We start from the raw sequence: 14995 nt of genomic DNA, 5'->3' as shown, positions 1-14995 counted from the left end.
CGTCGGCGCTTCGGATCGCGAGACCGTCGTCGTCAGAAAGCAAACGATCGTAACCCGCCGAGACTGGTGATTTCACCAGATGGGACATCGTCGTCGTCTCTGTCCGTCAGCCGATGTAGCCGCACGCGTTTGGGAGCACCCGGGGCGAGATGAAACCAGTCGTCGTCCGGCCGGAAGCCGTCGAGGCTGAAGTGCACGGATTGCGCTAGCCGGTCGGTTGCAAGCTCGGCAAACCATACCGATTCTTCGCGCTGCAGAGAAATCCGGATCTCGGCATCGTGGAAGGCCTTCGACCGACCGAGCGGGAAATGGAATGCGTCGGCAACCACCGCGCCTCCGTCCGGCAAGCGCAGGCGAGCCACGACGATGTCATGCGAAGGCGGGCCGAACCGGAATGCATAGGTCGTGTCGAAGAACGCGCCGAACAGGTCGGTACTCGCAAATCTTTCCTTGGCCCTGGGCGCCAGCGTCAGGATACGCCCTCCGCTGACCACGTGTTGCTTGCCGTTTTTGAAGCAGACGATTTCGAGATCGAGATGCAGACTGTGCGCGGTCTCGTTGATGACATGGACGTCGAGGCCGTTCGTTCCCTCGTCCGTCACAAGCACCTGAACCGGGCGAAAGGCACGCCGCATGGCGTACCAGACCGGCTTGGGCTCGCCTGTCGAATCGATCACGCCCCAGCCCGGACCGGGAAGGAGATCCTGAAGCGTCCACACCAGCGCACCGTTGCAGCTCGATCCGGTTCGGCGCCATTCTGCAAAAGTCTCTTCCAGAACCTCGCCGGTAACCGCACGAGAAATGTCGAGGTAGAGCTCGCGATTCTCGAACCGCAACCGACCGGGATCGAGATCATAAAGCTCCCTGAGATAAAAATCTCGAACGTCCTCGAAATCCCAGGAAGCGCCGCGGTCACGGGGCACACGCGCCTTCCATAGCGGGCTATGCACTGGCGACACATCGAGATGGCGGTGCAGGGTTTTCTGCTGCGGAACCTGTGCGAACGCCAGGCTCTCGGCAGCGAAACGCACATTGGCCCGACGCGCGTCCGCGAGCGGTCGCATGTAGGCGCCTACGCCGTAGTAGTGCGTCACACCGGCATTCGGAGAAAAGGGCATGGCCCCGCCCGAGGGTGAATTCGGCACGTAGGGCACGTCCGGCCTCATGCGACCCGCAATGGCCGGAATAATCTCCTCGGTGATCGGCCCGGTCCAGAATTCACCGGGCAAGCCGAGCATGGCGGCCTGCTGATAGATCTCGCTGCCGCCACACAGTACTGCAAGCGAAGGAGAGCCCTGGACGCCGTGCAGAAACTCTTCGACCTCCGCATGGACGTGCGCCGTAAACGTCTTGTCGTTCTTCGGGTAGTCGAAATTGGCGAACATGAAGTCCTGCCAGACAAGCAGTCCCAGCTCGTCGCAGAGCTCGAAGAATTCAGGCGTCTCGTAAGCCATGGTTCCGCCGATACGGACCATGTTGAATCCGGCCTCGGCAGCAAGTCGCAGGAACGGTTCATAGTCTGCGCGCCGCCCCGGCAGGCGCACGATATCCGCCGTCGTCCAGACCGCGCCGCGGCAGAATATGGGCTCGCCGTTGACCTGCAGCGCAAAGTCGTTTCCGTCCGCGCCGCGTACAAGCTCGATCCGGCGGAATCCGGTCTGCCCGACGCGATGCTCGACACCGTCCACAAGGATCGAATAATCGTATAGGCGCGGCGTTCCGTGCGTGTGCGGCCACCAGACTTCGACGTCTTTCAACCTGAGAATGGCGGAATAAAGCTTGTCGCCTACCTTCTCGAAAGGTTGCACGATCTCGCCGCAGCGAAGCGACAGCTCCGGACTATCGACATCAGTATGGAGCGACACGCTGAGCCTGCCCGTACCGTCCGGCTCGAGCACAGTCCTTACCGACACGTTGTCGATCGAGACGACATCGCGACGGACGACTGTTATGGGACGCCAGGGACCGACCGCGTGGATCTCCGGGCACCAGCCGGGCATACGCCCGAGCAGCGTCGTGCGGACATTCTTCAACCCTTGCGGCGTTATCATTTGGGGTCGCCACCGAGCCCGCGGGCCGCCTTCGGCAAGACGCGGCGCAAGAGCGCGAAAGCACATGGCGAGTTCGTCGCCCCCGGAAAGCGTGACGGGGACCTCGTGCATGGTGAACATGCTTTCCGAGAACAGAATTTCCTGGCCATTCAGGAAGACGTGGCAAAGCGTCGCGAGACCTTCGAACCGCAGGATCACCTCACCTGGCTGGGCGTCGAAAAGCCGGCAGACATACCAAGCATCCTTGGTGTCCAGCGGCTGCGGATTTTCACGATCGAACAATCCGATTTTTTCCAGCGCAGCCGCCACAGTACCAGGAACCTCGGCGGCGATGACCTGCGCCGACATCGGCAGGTCGTGCGGGTTGGCGCAGGCATCGGGTTCGGTCAGCACCAGATTCCAGCCTTCGCAAAGCAGAGTTTCCTCCGCTCCAATGCTCGCCATTCTCCCCCGCATGATCAGGCTCCCGGCTTCACAAACGCCCCGCGAGCGAAGCCATCATGGAATCCCACGCATCGGCAGCTGGATCAAGCGCCGTCTGCAGGGGATCGAACTTCTTGCGCGTTACGGCCCGGGCAAGTTGGAACTGGACGGACTTCGCCACTTCCGAAATGCGACCTGCCTGTTCTGCCGCAGATGAAAATTCGCCTTCAGACAGCCACCGCAAATGATCGGCGGCAAGCTCGAAATTCGCGCCGAACTGGCGCAACGTGTTGAAGGCATACTTATGGAAGAATCCGAAAGGCCGCTCGGCAACGGCTTCCACCTGCAACGGGAAGACATTGGCGAATGCGCGGATCGGGTTAGCGGCGGGGCGACGGCGAAAATGCACATCGAGAAGGCGACGGGATGTTTCGCGGACCTGCCCGGCATCCCTCGGCGTCGCAGGGAACTTTGCAAATTCAGTGTAGGGAAGGAATGGCGGAAGTTCTTCCGTCACGTGAAGCTGAAACAACCCGTCGAAGTCTTCGCCCTGAAGTTCGAAATACCCGCCGTTGTGAAAGTACTCGATTCGCCTGCCGGCAAAATCCAGGCGATTGATTGCAACGGTAGTCTTGCCGTGCTCCGTCCGATAAGCGGTGCCCTGCGTGTCGGGCATGTAGAATGAGTCCATCTCGATCAGGCACAGGCGCCCCCGGCCTATTTGTGTTTCGATATGCCGCTCGACACGATCGAAAATGGCCAGTTCAGTGACGCGGATATCGTAGAGCGTCTCGAGATCTTCGAGCGGCACCTTGAAAAAGGTGAACTGGTCGCCTTCGAAATCCTGTGTAAGCGTAAAGCCGAGCATCGCCTCAGGCGCAACGCCCAAGGCACTCAGAACCTCAATCCACAGATCGACATAGCAATTGGTTTCCGGCCACATGCGCTCGCTCGAATGCAACGCATGCGGCGCGTAGGCCTCCGGCCGGATCCCGGGGAACACCGACGACATGGATACGCTCAGCCCCATAGCGCCTGACGTACTCTTGCCGGCCACGCCTTCACGTCGAGACCGTGGTGATGGAAGAGTGCGAGCGCGATGCGTTCAAGCCCAAAGCCGACACATGCCGTGTGCGCGACGCTGCCGTCCTCGAGATGCAGGCCCCACTTGGAGCCGAAAGCATCCTGATGATAGTTGAAGCTCATGCATGCCGTCGGATTGGCAACGGAGGTGATCGGGATCAGCAGCTCGAATTTCAGATTCTGGTCGCGCTGGTTGTTGGCGAGCATCTTGCCGGCTCGGCCGAAGAATGGATCGTTGGCAACATCGATGGTGACGTCGAGGCCAACGGCCTTCATCATGTCGACGCCGCGATCCATCCAGCGCTGGCGGAAATCCGTCACATGCTGTTCCGTGCCCATGCAGATATACTCGCGCATGCGGAAAAGCTGCTGCCGGGCAGGATCCTGCGAGGGCTCGTGACGGAAGCAATAGGACTGCAGATCGAACAGACCGCCCTCTGCCGGAAGCCTGCCGCGCTTGGCGATCGTCGGGTAAAGGGGGTAGCAGGCTGCGGGCGTCAGCACGATGTCGGTCGCCTTCTGCTCCTGCGTCCAGTCGTCGCCGACTTCCATGCACTGAAGCAGGTTGACGTGGTCAAGCTCGCTGCCGCAGAAACTGTGCACAGTGCCGGCGAGTTGCGGAAAGCTCTTCATGTAGCCGCTTTTTTCGAAGAAGGCGCGGTTCATGCCCGGCGGGAAGCGCATGGCTTCAGCGCCATCGGCACCGCCGAACCTGTCGATCAGGCGCTCGAAAGCGGCGATGACATCTTCGAACTGGCCGCTGCGTCCGTAAAGGCCGTCGACACCGGTATCAATCAGAAGGCCCGATTCGAAAAGTCGGTCCAGAAACGTCACCTGTATATCCATGTCGTCACCCCAATAGGCTGGTGTCCTGCTTGTGGACAAGAAGCATGCTCGACGTATTGCCGAGAATGCGGTCATTCGAGATCATGAGCTGTGCGGAATGTGCGTCGCGCAGATGGCGACCGACACTGAAGGGCGTACCGTTCTTGTAGCCCATGATGCCGCAGATCAGCATGACGTGATTGATGATTTCGAGGATCGTCTCTGACGAAGCAATCTTCACATTGTTCATCGCAACGGCAAAACCCATCGACATCAGCCGGTCGGGATCGGACTTGGCGTCGTCATAGGCCTTCAGTCCGGCAACCACATTGGAGCGCACCATCTGCAGAAGATTCGAAACCTCGGCCAGACGCAGCGCGCCTGGTGGTGGCGCACCGGGTGATTTGCGCGCAGCTGCTCGCACGAAAGCCTGGGCGCGGGCGACGGCATCGACGGCAATGCCGTACCAGACGCCGCTCCACAACAGGTGCGACGACGCCAGCATCGACTGGGCGGCTATCTCGGCGAACGGTTTCGGTAGAATTTGCGCGGCCGGCGCCTCGCCCTTGAAGAGGAAGCCATCGGAGCAGGTGCCACGCATGCCGAGCGTGTTCCACACATGCGTCTTTTCCAGAGTGTACTGACCGCTCAGGAAAACCGTAAGCACCTGATCGGAGGAGGCGGCATCGGCATGAGCCCGCGAGGTGATCATGATCGCGTCGGCATGCGAGCCGTATGAGATTACCGTGGCATCTTTCTCCAGCCGGCAGACCGGGCCATCGACCTCAATCGCGCAAATGCTGTTTCTGAGGTTGCCGCCAATGCCGCCTTCGGTGGTTGCCGATGCGATAAGCAGCTGCTCGGCCGCCACACGATGCATGAAAGTGCGGTGCCACTCGCTGGCGTCGCCATGTTCAACCAGGCTGCAAAGCTTGATATGGTGCATGGCGAAGACCATCGCCGCGGCAGAGCAGGCCTGCCCGAGCACCGAACATAGTTCGGCAATCCGACCGATCGTCGCCCCTTCGCCACCGAAATGAGCCGCAATCTGAATACCGAACAAACGCTCGGTTTTCATCGCCTCTACCGCTTCGTATGGAAATCTACCTTCAAAATCAACGGCATCCGCATGCTTTGCCGCGATAGCGGCGACACGGGCGACCCTGATGCTCAGATCTTCTTCCGTGATTTTGACCGAGAAATTCATTTAAGCGACCTTTCGGCTATCCCTGATGAGGTCGACCGTCTTGGCAATCGCCGAAATGCTCGCAAAGGACTTGCGATTGAGGAGATTGTCCGGAAACTCGATATCGAACGCTTCCTCGATGCCAAGCATCAGCTGCACCGAAGCGAAGGAGGTGAGGCCGGCAGCGTAGAGATCGGCATCGTCAGCCACTTGATCGACTGAAACGGGCAGTTTTCCGAATTTCGCCAAGAGTTCGCGGATTGTCGTATTCATTCGTTTGTCTCCAAGATGATCATATCCCGAGGGGGCCAACGCCTCTTAATAGGACCAGCTCTAATCAGGAAAACCCAAAATTCCCCTAAATGACGTAGTTAAAACGAACTTATACTGGTAATTAAATTACAACCGAAAGGGGTGCTGATTACTCCGAAAACTTAATTGATACAGCGCTTTACGCTGCATGGTCATTCGTGACCCCTGTGTCGTCGGCTTCCAGAGAAGCGTCCTTAAACAATACGTTTTCGTGCGCACCTTGCCTTACGCGCCCGGAGGATAGCGGTGCTCCTGTCCCCGATAATCGGAAACGGAATAGCATCCGTTGTCCAATTCGCGGATCGTCTGCTCGGCGATAGCCGCCTTGCCGTGGCCACCCGGTATGTCGAGGATGTAAGCTGGCTGGCAGAGCCCTGAAATTCGACCTCTCAATGCTGCGACGATCTTTTGTCCCTCTTCGATCGTCAGCCTGAAATGGCTGGTACCCGGAGCAAGATCCGGATGATGCAGATAGTAAGGCTTCACGCGCGTCTCGACGAATGCCTTCATCAAGTCCGCAAGCACACCGGGATCATCGTTGACGCCCTTGAGAAGGACTGATTGGCTGACCATCACGATCCCTGCATCCACCAGACGGGCACAGGCGGCGCGCGCCTCGGCTGTCAGTTCGCGTGGATGGTTGGCATGCAGGGCCACGTATACCGTCTTGCCCGTCGCCTTCAGCGCATCAATTAACGGTTCATCGACCGCCTGCGGATCGACGACCGGTACGCGGGTGTGGAACCGGACGATCTTGACATGGTCGATGATCGCGAGTTCAGCGAGTATCTCGGTCAGACGACGTGGCGACAAAACCAGCGGATCGCCCCCCGTCAGAATGACCTCCCATATTTCGTCATGCTCCCTGATATAGTCGAACGCCGCTTTCATGGCGTCCGCATCCAGCGTCCCAAGCCCCTTTGGGCCGACCATCTCGCGCCGGAAACAGAAACGGCAATAGACGGGACAGACGTGGACCGCCTTCAGCAGCACGCGATCGGGGTAGCGATGGACGATCCCTTCGACCGGACTATGGGCCTGGTCGCCGATCGGATCGGCACGTTCTTCCGGCGTAGCTACCAGCTCGGCCACGTCGGGCACGAACTGACGCGCTATCGGATCCGCGGGGTCGGCGCGATCGATAAGCTTCGAAACAGAAGGCGTAAGAGCAATGGCATAGCGCGCAGCAACCTCTTCCAGGCTCGCGCGATCGCCATCGGTAAGCAGTCCGGCATCCTTCAAGCCAGCCAGCGTCTTGATGGGCTTGACGATGTTCATCGTCCGTACTCCGCAACCGGCGCCCAAAGCACCTGGTCGATCCGCGACGCCCCGGTCGCGAGCATCGCCAGCCGGTCGAAACCCAACGCGATGCCGCTCGCCTCGGGCATGATCGCGAGAGCATCGAGGAAATCCTCGTCAATCGGATAGGTCTCACCATAGACCCGCTGCTTTTCCGCCATCTCGATCTCGAAACGACGTCGCTGCTCGTCAGGATTGGTCAATTCGCCGAAGCCGTTCGCCAGTTCCACGCCGCATGCGTAAACCTCGAAACGTTCCGCGACTCGTGGATCATGCGCTGAAGGCCTTGCCAGGGCGGCTTCCGAGACCGGATATTCGTCCAGGATCGTGACGCGGCCGAAGCCGAGATGCGGCTCCACCTTCTCGACGAGAACGCGACTGAAAAGATCGGCCCAGCCATCGTCCTCCGATACGCGCATTCCCTCGCGCCTCACTTCCGCTGCCAGGTGGCCGCGATCCGTGGAACCGTCGGGTGACACGGACGCCAAGAGGTCGATCCCCGCATGACGCGCGAAGGCCTCTGCCACACCGATACGTTCAGGGCCCGCGAACGGGTCGCATTCCCTGCCTCGGTAACTGAACACGGCGCTCTTTGTCGTCTCAGCGGCGAGCGCCAGGATGCGGACGCAATCCATCATCAGGCTCTCATAGACTTCCGCTGCACGATACCATTCCAGCATGGTGAATTCCGGATGATGCAGCGGCCCGCGTTCGCGGTTGCGATAGACATGCGAGAAACAGGCGATACGCTGCTCGCCGGCGGCAAGCAGCTTCTTGCAGGCGAACTCCGGCGACGTATGCAGGTAGAACGCCGTCTTCTGGCCATCGGTCGTCAACGCCTCGGTCGCAAACGCATGAAGATGCGCCTCGTTGCCTGGCGAGACCTGCAGCGTTGCCGTATCGACCTCGATGAAATCCTCGCGCGCGAAGTAGCCGCGCAAAGCCGCCTGGACAGCGTTCCGGCCGATCAGGAAAGGACGGCGATCTGCATGAACGTTCGGCGTCCACCATGGAGATGCTTTGGTGATCGAGGGTTTCATTCGACGTTGTCCTCGCCGCATCGGCCAACGCGAGGGCTGGCTATTTGCCGGATTTTAGGTTAGTTGCGCCCCCAAAGAACAATTAATTGCGTCTCAGGGGCTATTTCGACTGTCCTCTACGACGCCAAAAGCCGAGTTACAAGGAAGTCTTATGGTCAAGGTCATCGCCTCTTCCATCCGCAAGGGCAACGTTATCGACGTGGATGGTAAGCTCTACGTCGTTCTTACCGCACAGAACTTTCACCCGGGCAAGGGCACCCCGGTCACCCAGGTCGACATGCGTCGCATCGTCGATGGCGTCAAGGTCTCCGAGCGTTGGCGTACGACCGAGCAGGTCGAGCGCGCGTTCGTTGAGGACGTCAACCACCAGTTCCTCTATGAAGACGGCGAAGGCTTCCACTTCATGAACCCGGTCAGCTACGATCAGGTCGTGGTCGATGTGGAGACGATGGGCGATCAGAAGGCCTATCTTCAGGAAGGCATGACCTGCGTTCTCTCGATGCACGAAGGGATCGCGCTGGCACTCGAACTGCCGCGCCACGTGACGCTCGAGATTTCTGAGACCGAGCCGGTCGTGAAGGGTCAGACAGCCTCCTCCTCCTACAAGCCTGCAATGCTCTCCAACGGCGTACGCACCCTGGTGCCGCCGCACATCAACGCCGGCACGCGCGTCGTCATCGCCACGGAAGACAATTCCTATGTCGAACGTGCAAAAGACTGATTTTTAGAAAACGACCACCATCTGGAAGGCCGCGTTTTCGACGCGGCCTTTTTTGTTTGCGACCGGGTACGCAAGCTCGCCATAGGAAAAGGCGCCGGATAACCGACGCCTTTGATTCTGACATATGAAGACAGTAGCCGGCGAAAACTGCGGGCTGCCTATGAAATCTTAGTTCGGGCAACGTGCTTCATAGCGGCGACCGTACCGGTCACGATACACGCAATAACCGCGGCGTTCGACCGACTGCCCGATAAGAGCACCAGCGAGACCACCGGCTACGGCGCCAATCGCCGCACCACCCCAGCTGTGGCTGACTGCCCCGCCAATGATCGCGCCGCTGCCTGCGCCGATCGCGGTGCCCTGTTCTGTCGCCGTGCAGGATGCCAGTGCACCGACCAGCGCACCAATGAGAACAATCTTCTTCATCATGACATTTCTCCCAGGTTTTTCGGGCGCTTAGATCCGCCCCATCAGTACAAGAATAATAATAATGACGAGAACTAGCCCCAAACCGCCGGAAGGTCCATAGCCCCACCCACGACTATAACCCCAATTCGGTAGGGCCCCGAGCAAAAGCAGAATAAGGATAATAAGCAGTATCGTTCCAAGCATATCCGGTGACCTCAGCGCATTTCGAGTTGCAATGAGCAAGAAACACGCACGTCAGATATTTGTTCCGCCAATATTTTCCATTGGACGTCCAACCACAGACCAGTGCGCGGCTGCGGTCGGGGCTCGGCACAAATTGGACAACCACACGCTGAGCGAGAATCTTCGGATTCAGCATCTAGTGCGAAAAAGTGATTCAAAATCAATAGTTAGCCGTGAACAAACACTGAATCATCCGGAGTCAGCGATTCGTCTCTGATTCGTTCTCGCACTGTTCTGAATCGCAAAACGGGTAGTCTGCAAGCTATTCGCGCAGCAGAAATCCGCACATCAGCCCTTGCGTTTGGCCGCGCGGCTGTCCATGTGTTGTCTGCTTCAGTGAGGAGCTGAGTTTATCCCGAGGTCTCCGCCTCATCTGCAGGACAATGACACTGACATCGCAGCCCATGATACTGAGCGGGCGCGGCGTGACCGCGGTGCTCGGTCCAACCAATACCGGTAAGACGCATTATGCCATTGAACGCATGGTCGCCCATGGCACCGGCGTGATCGGTCTGCCGTTGCGGCTGCTCGCGCGCGAGGTCTACACGCGTGTCATCGAAAGAGTAGGCGTACACAACGTGGCTCTCGTGACCGGTGAGGAGAAGATATCGCCGCCAAATGCGCGGTTTTCGGTTTGTACCGTCGAAGCGATGCCCCGCGAGACGAAGGCCGCCTTCGTCGCCATCGACGAGGTGCAGCTGGCTGGCGATCTGGAGCGCGGCCACATTTTCACTGACCGCATCCTCCACCTGCGAGGTCGCGACGAAACGCTTCTGCTGGGCGCCGGCACCATGCGCCCCATCCTCCAGCACCTCCTGCCGGGCGTGACCGTCGTCGAACGGCCCCGGCTTTCCCATCTGTTTTATGCCGGCCAGAAAAAGATTACCCGCCTGCCTCAGCGCACTGCCATCGTGGCGTTTTCCGCCGACGAGGTCTATGCGGTCGCCGAGCTGATCCGCCGGCAGCGCGGCGGCGCAGCCGTCGTGCTGGGCGCGCTGAGCCCTCGCACCCGCAACGCTCAGGTCGCTCTCTATCAGGCCGGCGACGTCGAATACCTGGTGGCGACCGATGCCATAGGCATGGGCCTCAATCTCGATGTCGACCACGTCGCCTTTGCACAGGATCGAAAGTTCGACGGCTATCAATTCCGCAATCTCAATCCCGCCGAGCTGGGACAGATCGCCGGCCGCGCCGGGCGTCACCTCCGCGATGGCACTTTCGGCGTGACCGGCCAGGTCGAACCTTTTGACGAAGAGCTCGTCCAGCGCATCGAGGGTCACCAGTTCGACAACGTCAAAGTACTGCAGTGGCGGACCAAGGACCTCGACTTCAAGTCCATCCAGACTTTGCGGGCGAGCCTTGAGACCAGCCCGCGCGTTTCCGGACTAACGCGCGCTTTGCCGGCTGTCGATCAACAGGCGCTGGAGCAGCTGTCGCGCTATGCGGAAATCATCGATCTTGCCGACACCCCGGCGCGGGTCGAAAAACTGTGGGAAGCCTGCGCGCTGCCGGACTACCGACGCATTACACCGGCACAACATGCGGATCTTATCTCAACCCTCTTTTCCGATCTCGTTCGCTATGGCACGGTAAATGAGGACTTCCTTGCTGAGCAGGTACGCCGCGCGGATCGGACGGACGGTGAAATTGACACGCTTTCGGCGCGAATCGCGCAGATAAGGACGTGGACCTATGTTTCGAATCGGCCCAATTGGCTTGCCGATCCGACACACTGGCAGGAAAAGACGCGGGAAATCGAGGATCGATTGTCCGATGCGTTACATGAAAGGTTGACGAAACGCTTTGTTGATCGCAGGACATCTGTGCTCATGAAGCGCCTGAGAGAGAATGCGATGCTGGAAGCTGAAATCAGTGTAAATGGCGATGTCTTCGTTGAAGGACATCATGTAGGGCAGTTATCCGGATTCCGGTTCACGCCTGTATCGGGAGCGGACGGGCCGGACGCCAAGGCGGTTCAAACTGCTTCGCAGAAGGCGCTTGCGCTTGAATTCGAGGCGCGCGCAGCGCGTCTTCACGCCGCCGGCAATGCCGATCTGGCGATCAGCGCGGACGGTTTGATCCGTTGGCTGGGCGATCCTGTTGCACGCCTGACGGGTAGCGATCACATTATGCGTCCGCGCGTTATCCTGCTCGCAGACGAACAGTTGACGGGCAATGCGCGCGACCATGTGTCGGCGCGCGTCGAGCGCTTTGTGAATCACCACATCAGTACGGTCCTGAAGCCGCTGGACGATCTGTCTCGCGCCGAAGACCTGCAGGGCCTTGCAAAGGGCCTCGCGTTCCAACTGGTGGAGAATTTGGGCGTTCTCTTCCGTCGCGACGTGACGGAAGAGGTCAAGTCGCTCGATCAGGATGCCCGTGCATCGATGCGCCGCTACGGCGTTCGTTTCGGCGCCTATCACATCTTCGTACCGGCCCTTCTGAAGCCGGCTCCGGCTGAACTCATAACCCTGCTCTGGGCTCTGAAAAACGACGGCCTCGAAAAGACCGGCTACGGGGACCTCATTCCGGTGTTGGCCGCCGGGCGGACCTCAGTCGTCACAGATCCCGGCTTCGAACGAATGTTCTACAAGCTTGCAGGGTTCCGGTTCCTCGGGAAACGGGCCGTTCGCATCGACATTCTGGAGCGTCTCGCCGACATCATCCGGCCGCTCCTGCAGTGGAAGCCCGGTCAGCCCAATCGTCCGGAAGGCGCCTATGACGGCCGCCGTTTCACGACGACGACTGCCATGCTTTCGATTCTCGGCGCTACGCTCGAGGACATGGAAGAAATCCTTAAGGGCCTCGGCTATCGCGCCGACGCCGTGAAGGCCGAGGAGGCAGCGGCGTATCTCTCCACGCAGGACGCGTCCGCTACGCCGGCAGTCGCCGAGCCAACCGCCACGGATGAAAGTGCCGAGAAGGCCGACCACGACGACGCCGACAGCGCATCGGAAGAGACAACTGCAGAAGCGCCTGCACCGGTCGCCGAAGCCGTTGCCGCTGAAGAAGTCGCTGTCGAAGGTGTCGAGACCGAAGAGCCGAAGCCGGTTCTGCTTTGGCGCCTCGGGGGCCGTAGCGACAACCAGCGCCAACCTCGCGGTCAAGGTGATCGCCGTGGCGGGCAGGCCCAGGGACAGGAACGTCAGGGCCAGGAGCGTCATGACCGTGGCCAGGGACATCGTCGCCAGGGCGGCGGCGAAGGCGGAGAAAACCGCGACGCCAATCGCCAGCACCGCGGCAAGGATGGCGGAAAGCCCAATCAGGGACGCGGTGATCGCAATGAACAGCGTGGTGACCGTCAGGACCGCGGCGATCGCAAGGACCGTAACGACCGCAACAACAATCGCGGCGGTTCACAGCCGCTGCGCTTCGAGGCAAAGCCCCCGCGCAAGGAAAAGCCGATCGATCCGGATTCTCCGTTCGCCAAGCTCGCTGCCTTGAAGGAGCAGATGAAGAAGTAACCAATGAGCGGGGAGACACAGCCATCGACCGGTTCGCGCCAGCGCATCGACAAATGGCTGTTCTTCACGCGCATGGTCAAATCGCGCTCGCTGGCACAAAGCCGCATTCAATCCGGCCATGTGCGCATCAACGGCGAGCGGGTGGCTCAGCCCAGCCACATGGTCAAGACCGGCGACAAGGTCGAGCTTTCGCTCGACCGGCGCGATGTCGTCCTGATCGTCAAATCGGGTGGAGAGCGACGCGGACCTTTCGAGGAGGCGCGGCTTCTCTATGACGATCTGACACCCCCGCCGGATGAGACGAAACGCCTTTCGGCATTCGAACAGGCAACCCGCGCAGCAGGCACTGGCCGACCGACCAAAAAGCAACGGCGCGCAATCGACAAACTGATGTCGGAAGAAGATTAGAAAATCTCTCTCCAATCCGAGTGTTTTTGCAATCGGATTATTCTTGAAATCCGCCACCAAAGCCGATACTTCACACACAACTTGCCGGATTGTGCGACGGTCTCCCAAGCCTCTCAACGCGACCCTCCGGCTAGGGAAAGGCGCGACGTTCCAGGTTGCCCGGCCCCGCCTGCGTGAAATACCTGGAGTTCTTCATGACCTATGTCGTGACCGACAACTGCATTCGCTGCAAATATACCGACTGCGTGGAAGTGTGCCCTGTGGACTGCTTCTATGAAGGCGAGAATTTCCTCGTCATTCATCCCGATGAATGCATCGATTGCGGCGTTTGCGAGCCGGAATGTCCGGCCGAGGCAATCAAGCCGGATACCGAGCCGGGCCTGGACAAATGGCTGAAGATAAACGCTGAATATGCGAGTGTCTGGCCAAACATCACCGTCAAGAAGGACGCGATGACCGAGGCCAAGGAAATGGACGGCGAGACCGGAAAGTTCGAAAAATACTTTTCCGAAAAGCCTGGCGCTGGCGATTGATCGTAACCGCGAACCTTTGGGCCTGGGGCCGGGTTTGAGTTTCGATTGCCGGACGTAGAACCGCCTGAGTCAAATGGGTGACATGTGTTGCCCGCATGACTCATGCGCAGTAAATTATTGATTTCCTCATATTTTTGTGGTAGATTTTCTAACACTGATCCATTGGCGGCATGTTGCATGCCCCAAAACCACCACGAAAGCAAACAAATCCACACGCGGTTTCCGTGACATATCAACGCCTTGAGCTGTCAGGTCCCAAGATCGCGTGCCTGAGTCTGTTTGCTTCTGCCCGGTGGGACCAGAAGTAAAGTCACCCGACGGATCCGACCGTCTCATCCGGGCCTGACTGACCCGGCTCCGGCTTCTGCCGGAAGCGTAACAGGGAGTTTTTGACAAGAATGACGACCCAGCAGAAAAAGCCTTCCGCAGCACGCCATGGTTTCAAAACCGGTGAATCGATCGTGTACCCCGCTCATGGCGTCGGTACCATCAGCGCCATTGAAGAGCAAGAAGTCGCCGGCATGAAGCTCGAACTTTTCGTTATCGATTTCGAAAAGGACAAGATGCGGCTGAAGGTGCCGGTTGCGAAGGCCATGAGCATTGGCATGCGCAAGCTTTCTGAAACCGATTTCGTAGAGCGTGCATTGAAGGTCGTGCAAGGCAAGGCGCGCGTCAAGCGCACCATGTGGTCCCGCCGTGCGCAGGAATACGATGCCAAAATTAACTCCGGTGATCTGATTTCAATCGCGGAAGTGGTTCGCGATCTTTATCGGGCCGAGAACCAGCCGGAACAGTCCTATTCCGAACGCCAGCTTTATGAAGCTGCGCTCGATCGCATGGCACGCGAAATCGCCGCTGTGAACAAGATGTCGGAAACCGAAGCCGTGCGCCTCGTCGAGACGAACCTGAACAAGGGCCCGAAGCGCGGCAAAGCCATCGAAGAAGACGAAACACAGGATGAAGCTGCCTGATTGCAGCATCCTTCTCAACGAAAAAACC

General features: G+C 59.2%; 14 protein-coding genes. 5 read left to right on the top strand and 9 right to left on the bottom strand.

The window, feature by feature from the left end; all coding sequences use genetic code 11:
• Nucleotides 1-32: 32 nt before the first annotated feature.
• The 7 genes from ASC97_RS21500 to epmA form a co-directional block, all read right to left on the bottom strand.
• Complete coding sequence (locus tag ASC97_RS21500; protein ID WP_057470364.1) at nucleotides 33-2507, bottom strand: glycoside hydrolase family 2 protein; 2475 nt, start codon at nucleotides 2505-2507, stop codon at nucleotides 33-35.
• Between the two features lie 16 nt (nucleotides 2508-2523).
• Nucleotides 2524-3504: a DUF1839 family protein gene (locus ASC97_RS21495; protein ID WP_057470363.1), complete on the bottom strand. Its 981-nt coding sequence runs from the start codon at nucleotides 3502-3504 to the stop codon at nucleotides 2524-2526.
• The gene (locus ASC97_RS21490; RefSeq protein WP_057470362.1) at nucleotides 3495-4403 is read right to left on the bottom strand and encodes an amino acid--[acyl-carrier-protein] ligase; all 909 of its coding nucleotides are present in this window, start codon (nucleotides 4401-4403) and stop codon (nucleotides 3495-3497) included. Before ASC97_RS21490 ends, ASC97_RS21495 begins: the two co-directional genes overlap by 10 nt.
• A 4-nt stretch (nucleotides 4404-4407) precedes the next feature.
• The gene (locus ASC97_RS21485) at nucleotides 4408-5589 is read right to left on the bottom strand and encodes an acyl-CoA dehydrogenase family protein (RefSeq protein WP_057470361.1); all 1182 of its coding nucleotides are present in this window, start codon (nucleotides 5587-5589) and stop codon (nucleotides 4408-4410) included.
• Nucleotides 5590-5841, bottom strand: a complete 252-nt coding sequence (locus ASC97_RS21480; RefSeq protein ID WP_057470360.1) for an acyl carrier protein — start codon at nucleotides 5839-5841, stop codon at nucleotides 5590-5592.
• A gap of 264 nt (nucleotides 5842-6105) precedes the next feature.
• Complete coding sequence (locus ASC97_RS21475) at nucleotides 6106-7158, bottom strand: lysine-2,3-aminomutase-like protein (RefSeq protein ID WP_057470359.1); 1053 nt, start codon at nucleotides 7156-7158, stop codon at nucleotides 6106-6108.
• Nucleotides 7155-8219: an EF-P lysine aminoacylase EpmA gene (gene epmA, locus ASC97_RS21470; RefSeq protein ID WP_057470358.1), complete on the bottom strand. Its 1065-nt coding sequence runs from the start codon at nucleotides 8217-8219 to the stop codon at nucleotides 7155-7157. Before epmA ends, ASC97_RS21475 begins: the two co-directional genes overlap by 4 nt.
• Before the next feature lie 151 nt (nucleotides 8220-8370).
• On the opposite strand from epmA, the gene efp reads away from it, so the two are divergent.
• Complete coding sequence (gene efp, locus ASC97_RS21465; protein ID WP_057470357.1) at nucleotides 8371-8940, top strand: elongation factor P; 570 nt, start codon at nucleotides 8371-8373, stop codon at nucleotides 8938-8940.
• 168 nt (nucleotides 8941-9108) lie between these two features.
• On the opposite strand, the gene ASC97_RS21460 is transcribed toward efp, so the two are convergent.
• Nucleotides 9109-9369 (bottom strand): YMGG-like glycine zipper-containing protein, encoded by a 261-nt coding sequence (locus ASC97_RS21460; RefSeq protein ID WP_057470356.1) that lies wholly within the window; start codon nucleotides 9367-9369, stop codon nucleotides 9109-9111.
• Between the two features lie 27 nt (nucleotides 9370-9396).
• Nucleotides 9397-9552 (bottom strand): DUF3309 family protein, encoded by a 156-nt coding sequence (locus ASC97_RS33210; protein ID WP_080725438.1) that lies wholly within the window; start codon nucleotides 9550-9552, stop codon nucleotides 9397-9399.
• Nucleotides 9553-9974: 422 nt separating this feature from the next.
• On the opposite strand from ASC97_RS33210, the gene ASC97_RS21455 reads away from it, so the two are divergent.
• The 4 genes from ASC97_RS21455 (at nucleotide 9975) to ASC97_RS21440 (ending at nucleotide 14967) form a co-directional block, all read left to right on the top strand.
• Nucleotides 9975-13055 carry a helicase-related protein gene (locus tag ASC97_RS21455; protein WP_057470355.1) on the top strand — a complete coding sequence of 1027 codons (3081 nt, stop codon included), beginning with the start codon at nucleotides 9975-9977 and terminating at the stop codon, nucleotides 13053-13055.
• 3 nt (nucleotides 13056-13058) lie between these two features.
• Nucleotides 13059-13463: an RNA-binding S4 domain-containing protein gene (locus ASC97_RS21450; RefSeq protein ID WP_057470354.1), complete on the top strand. Its 405-nt coding sequence runs from the start codon at nucleotides 13059-13061 to the stop codon at nucleotides 13461-13463.
• A 194-nt stretch (nucleotides 13464-13657) separates the two neighbouring features.
• Nucleotides 13658-13996 (top strand): ferredoxin FdxA, encoded by a 339-nt coding sequence (gene fdxA, locus ASC97_RS21445; protein WP_057470491.1) that lies wholly within the window; start codon nucleotides 13658-13660, stop codon nucleotides 13994-13996.
• Between the two features lie 398 nt (nucleotides 13997-14394).
• The gene (locus tag ASC97_RS21440) at nucleotides 14395-14967 is read left to right on the top strand and encodes a CarD family transcriptional regulator (RefSeq protein WP_037059021.1); all 573 of its coding nucleotides are present in this window, start codon (nucleotides 14395-14397) and stop codon (nucleotides 14965-14967) included.
• Nucleotides 14968-14995 lie beyond the last annotated feature (28 nt).

This window comes from Rhizobium sp. Root1203 (genome assembly GCF_001424945.1).
GTDB lineage: Bacteria > Pseudomonadota > Alphaproteobacteria > Rhizobiales > Rhizobiaceae > Rhizobium.
The sequence above is the reverse complement of the archived record's forward strand: the minus strand, read 5'-3'. Positions and strand labels throughout refer to the sequence as shown.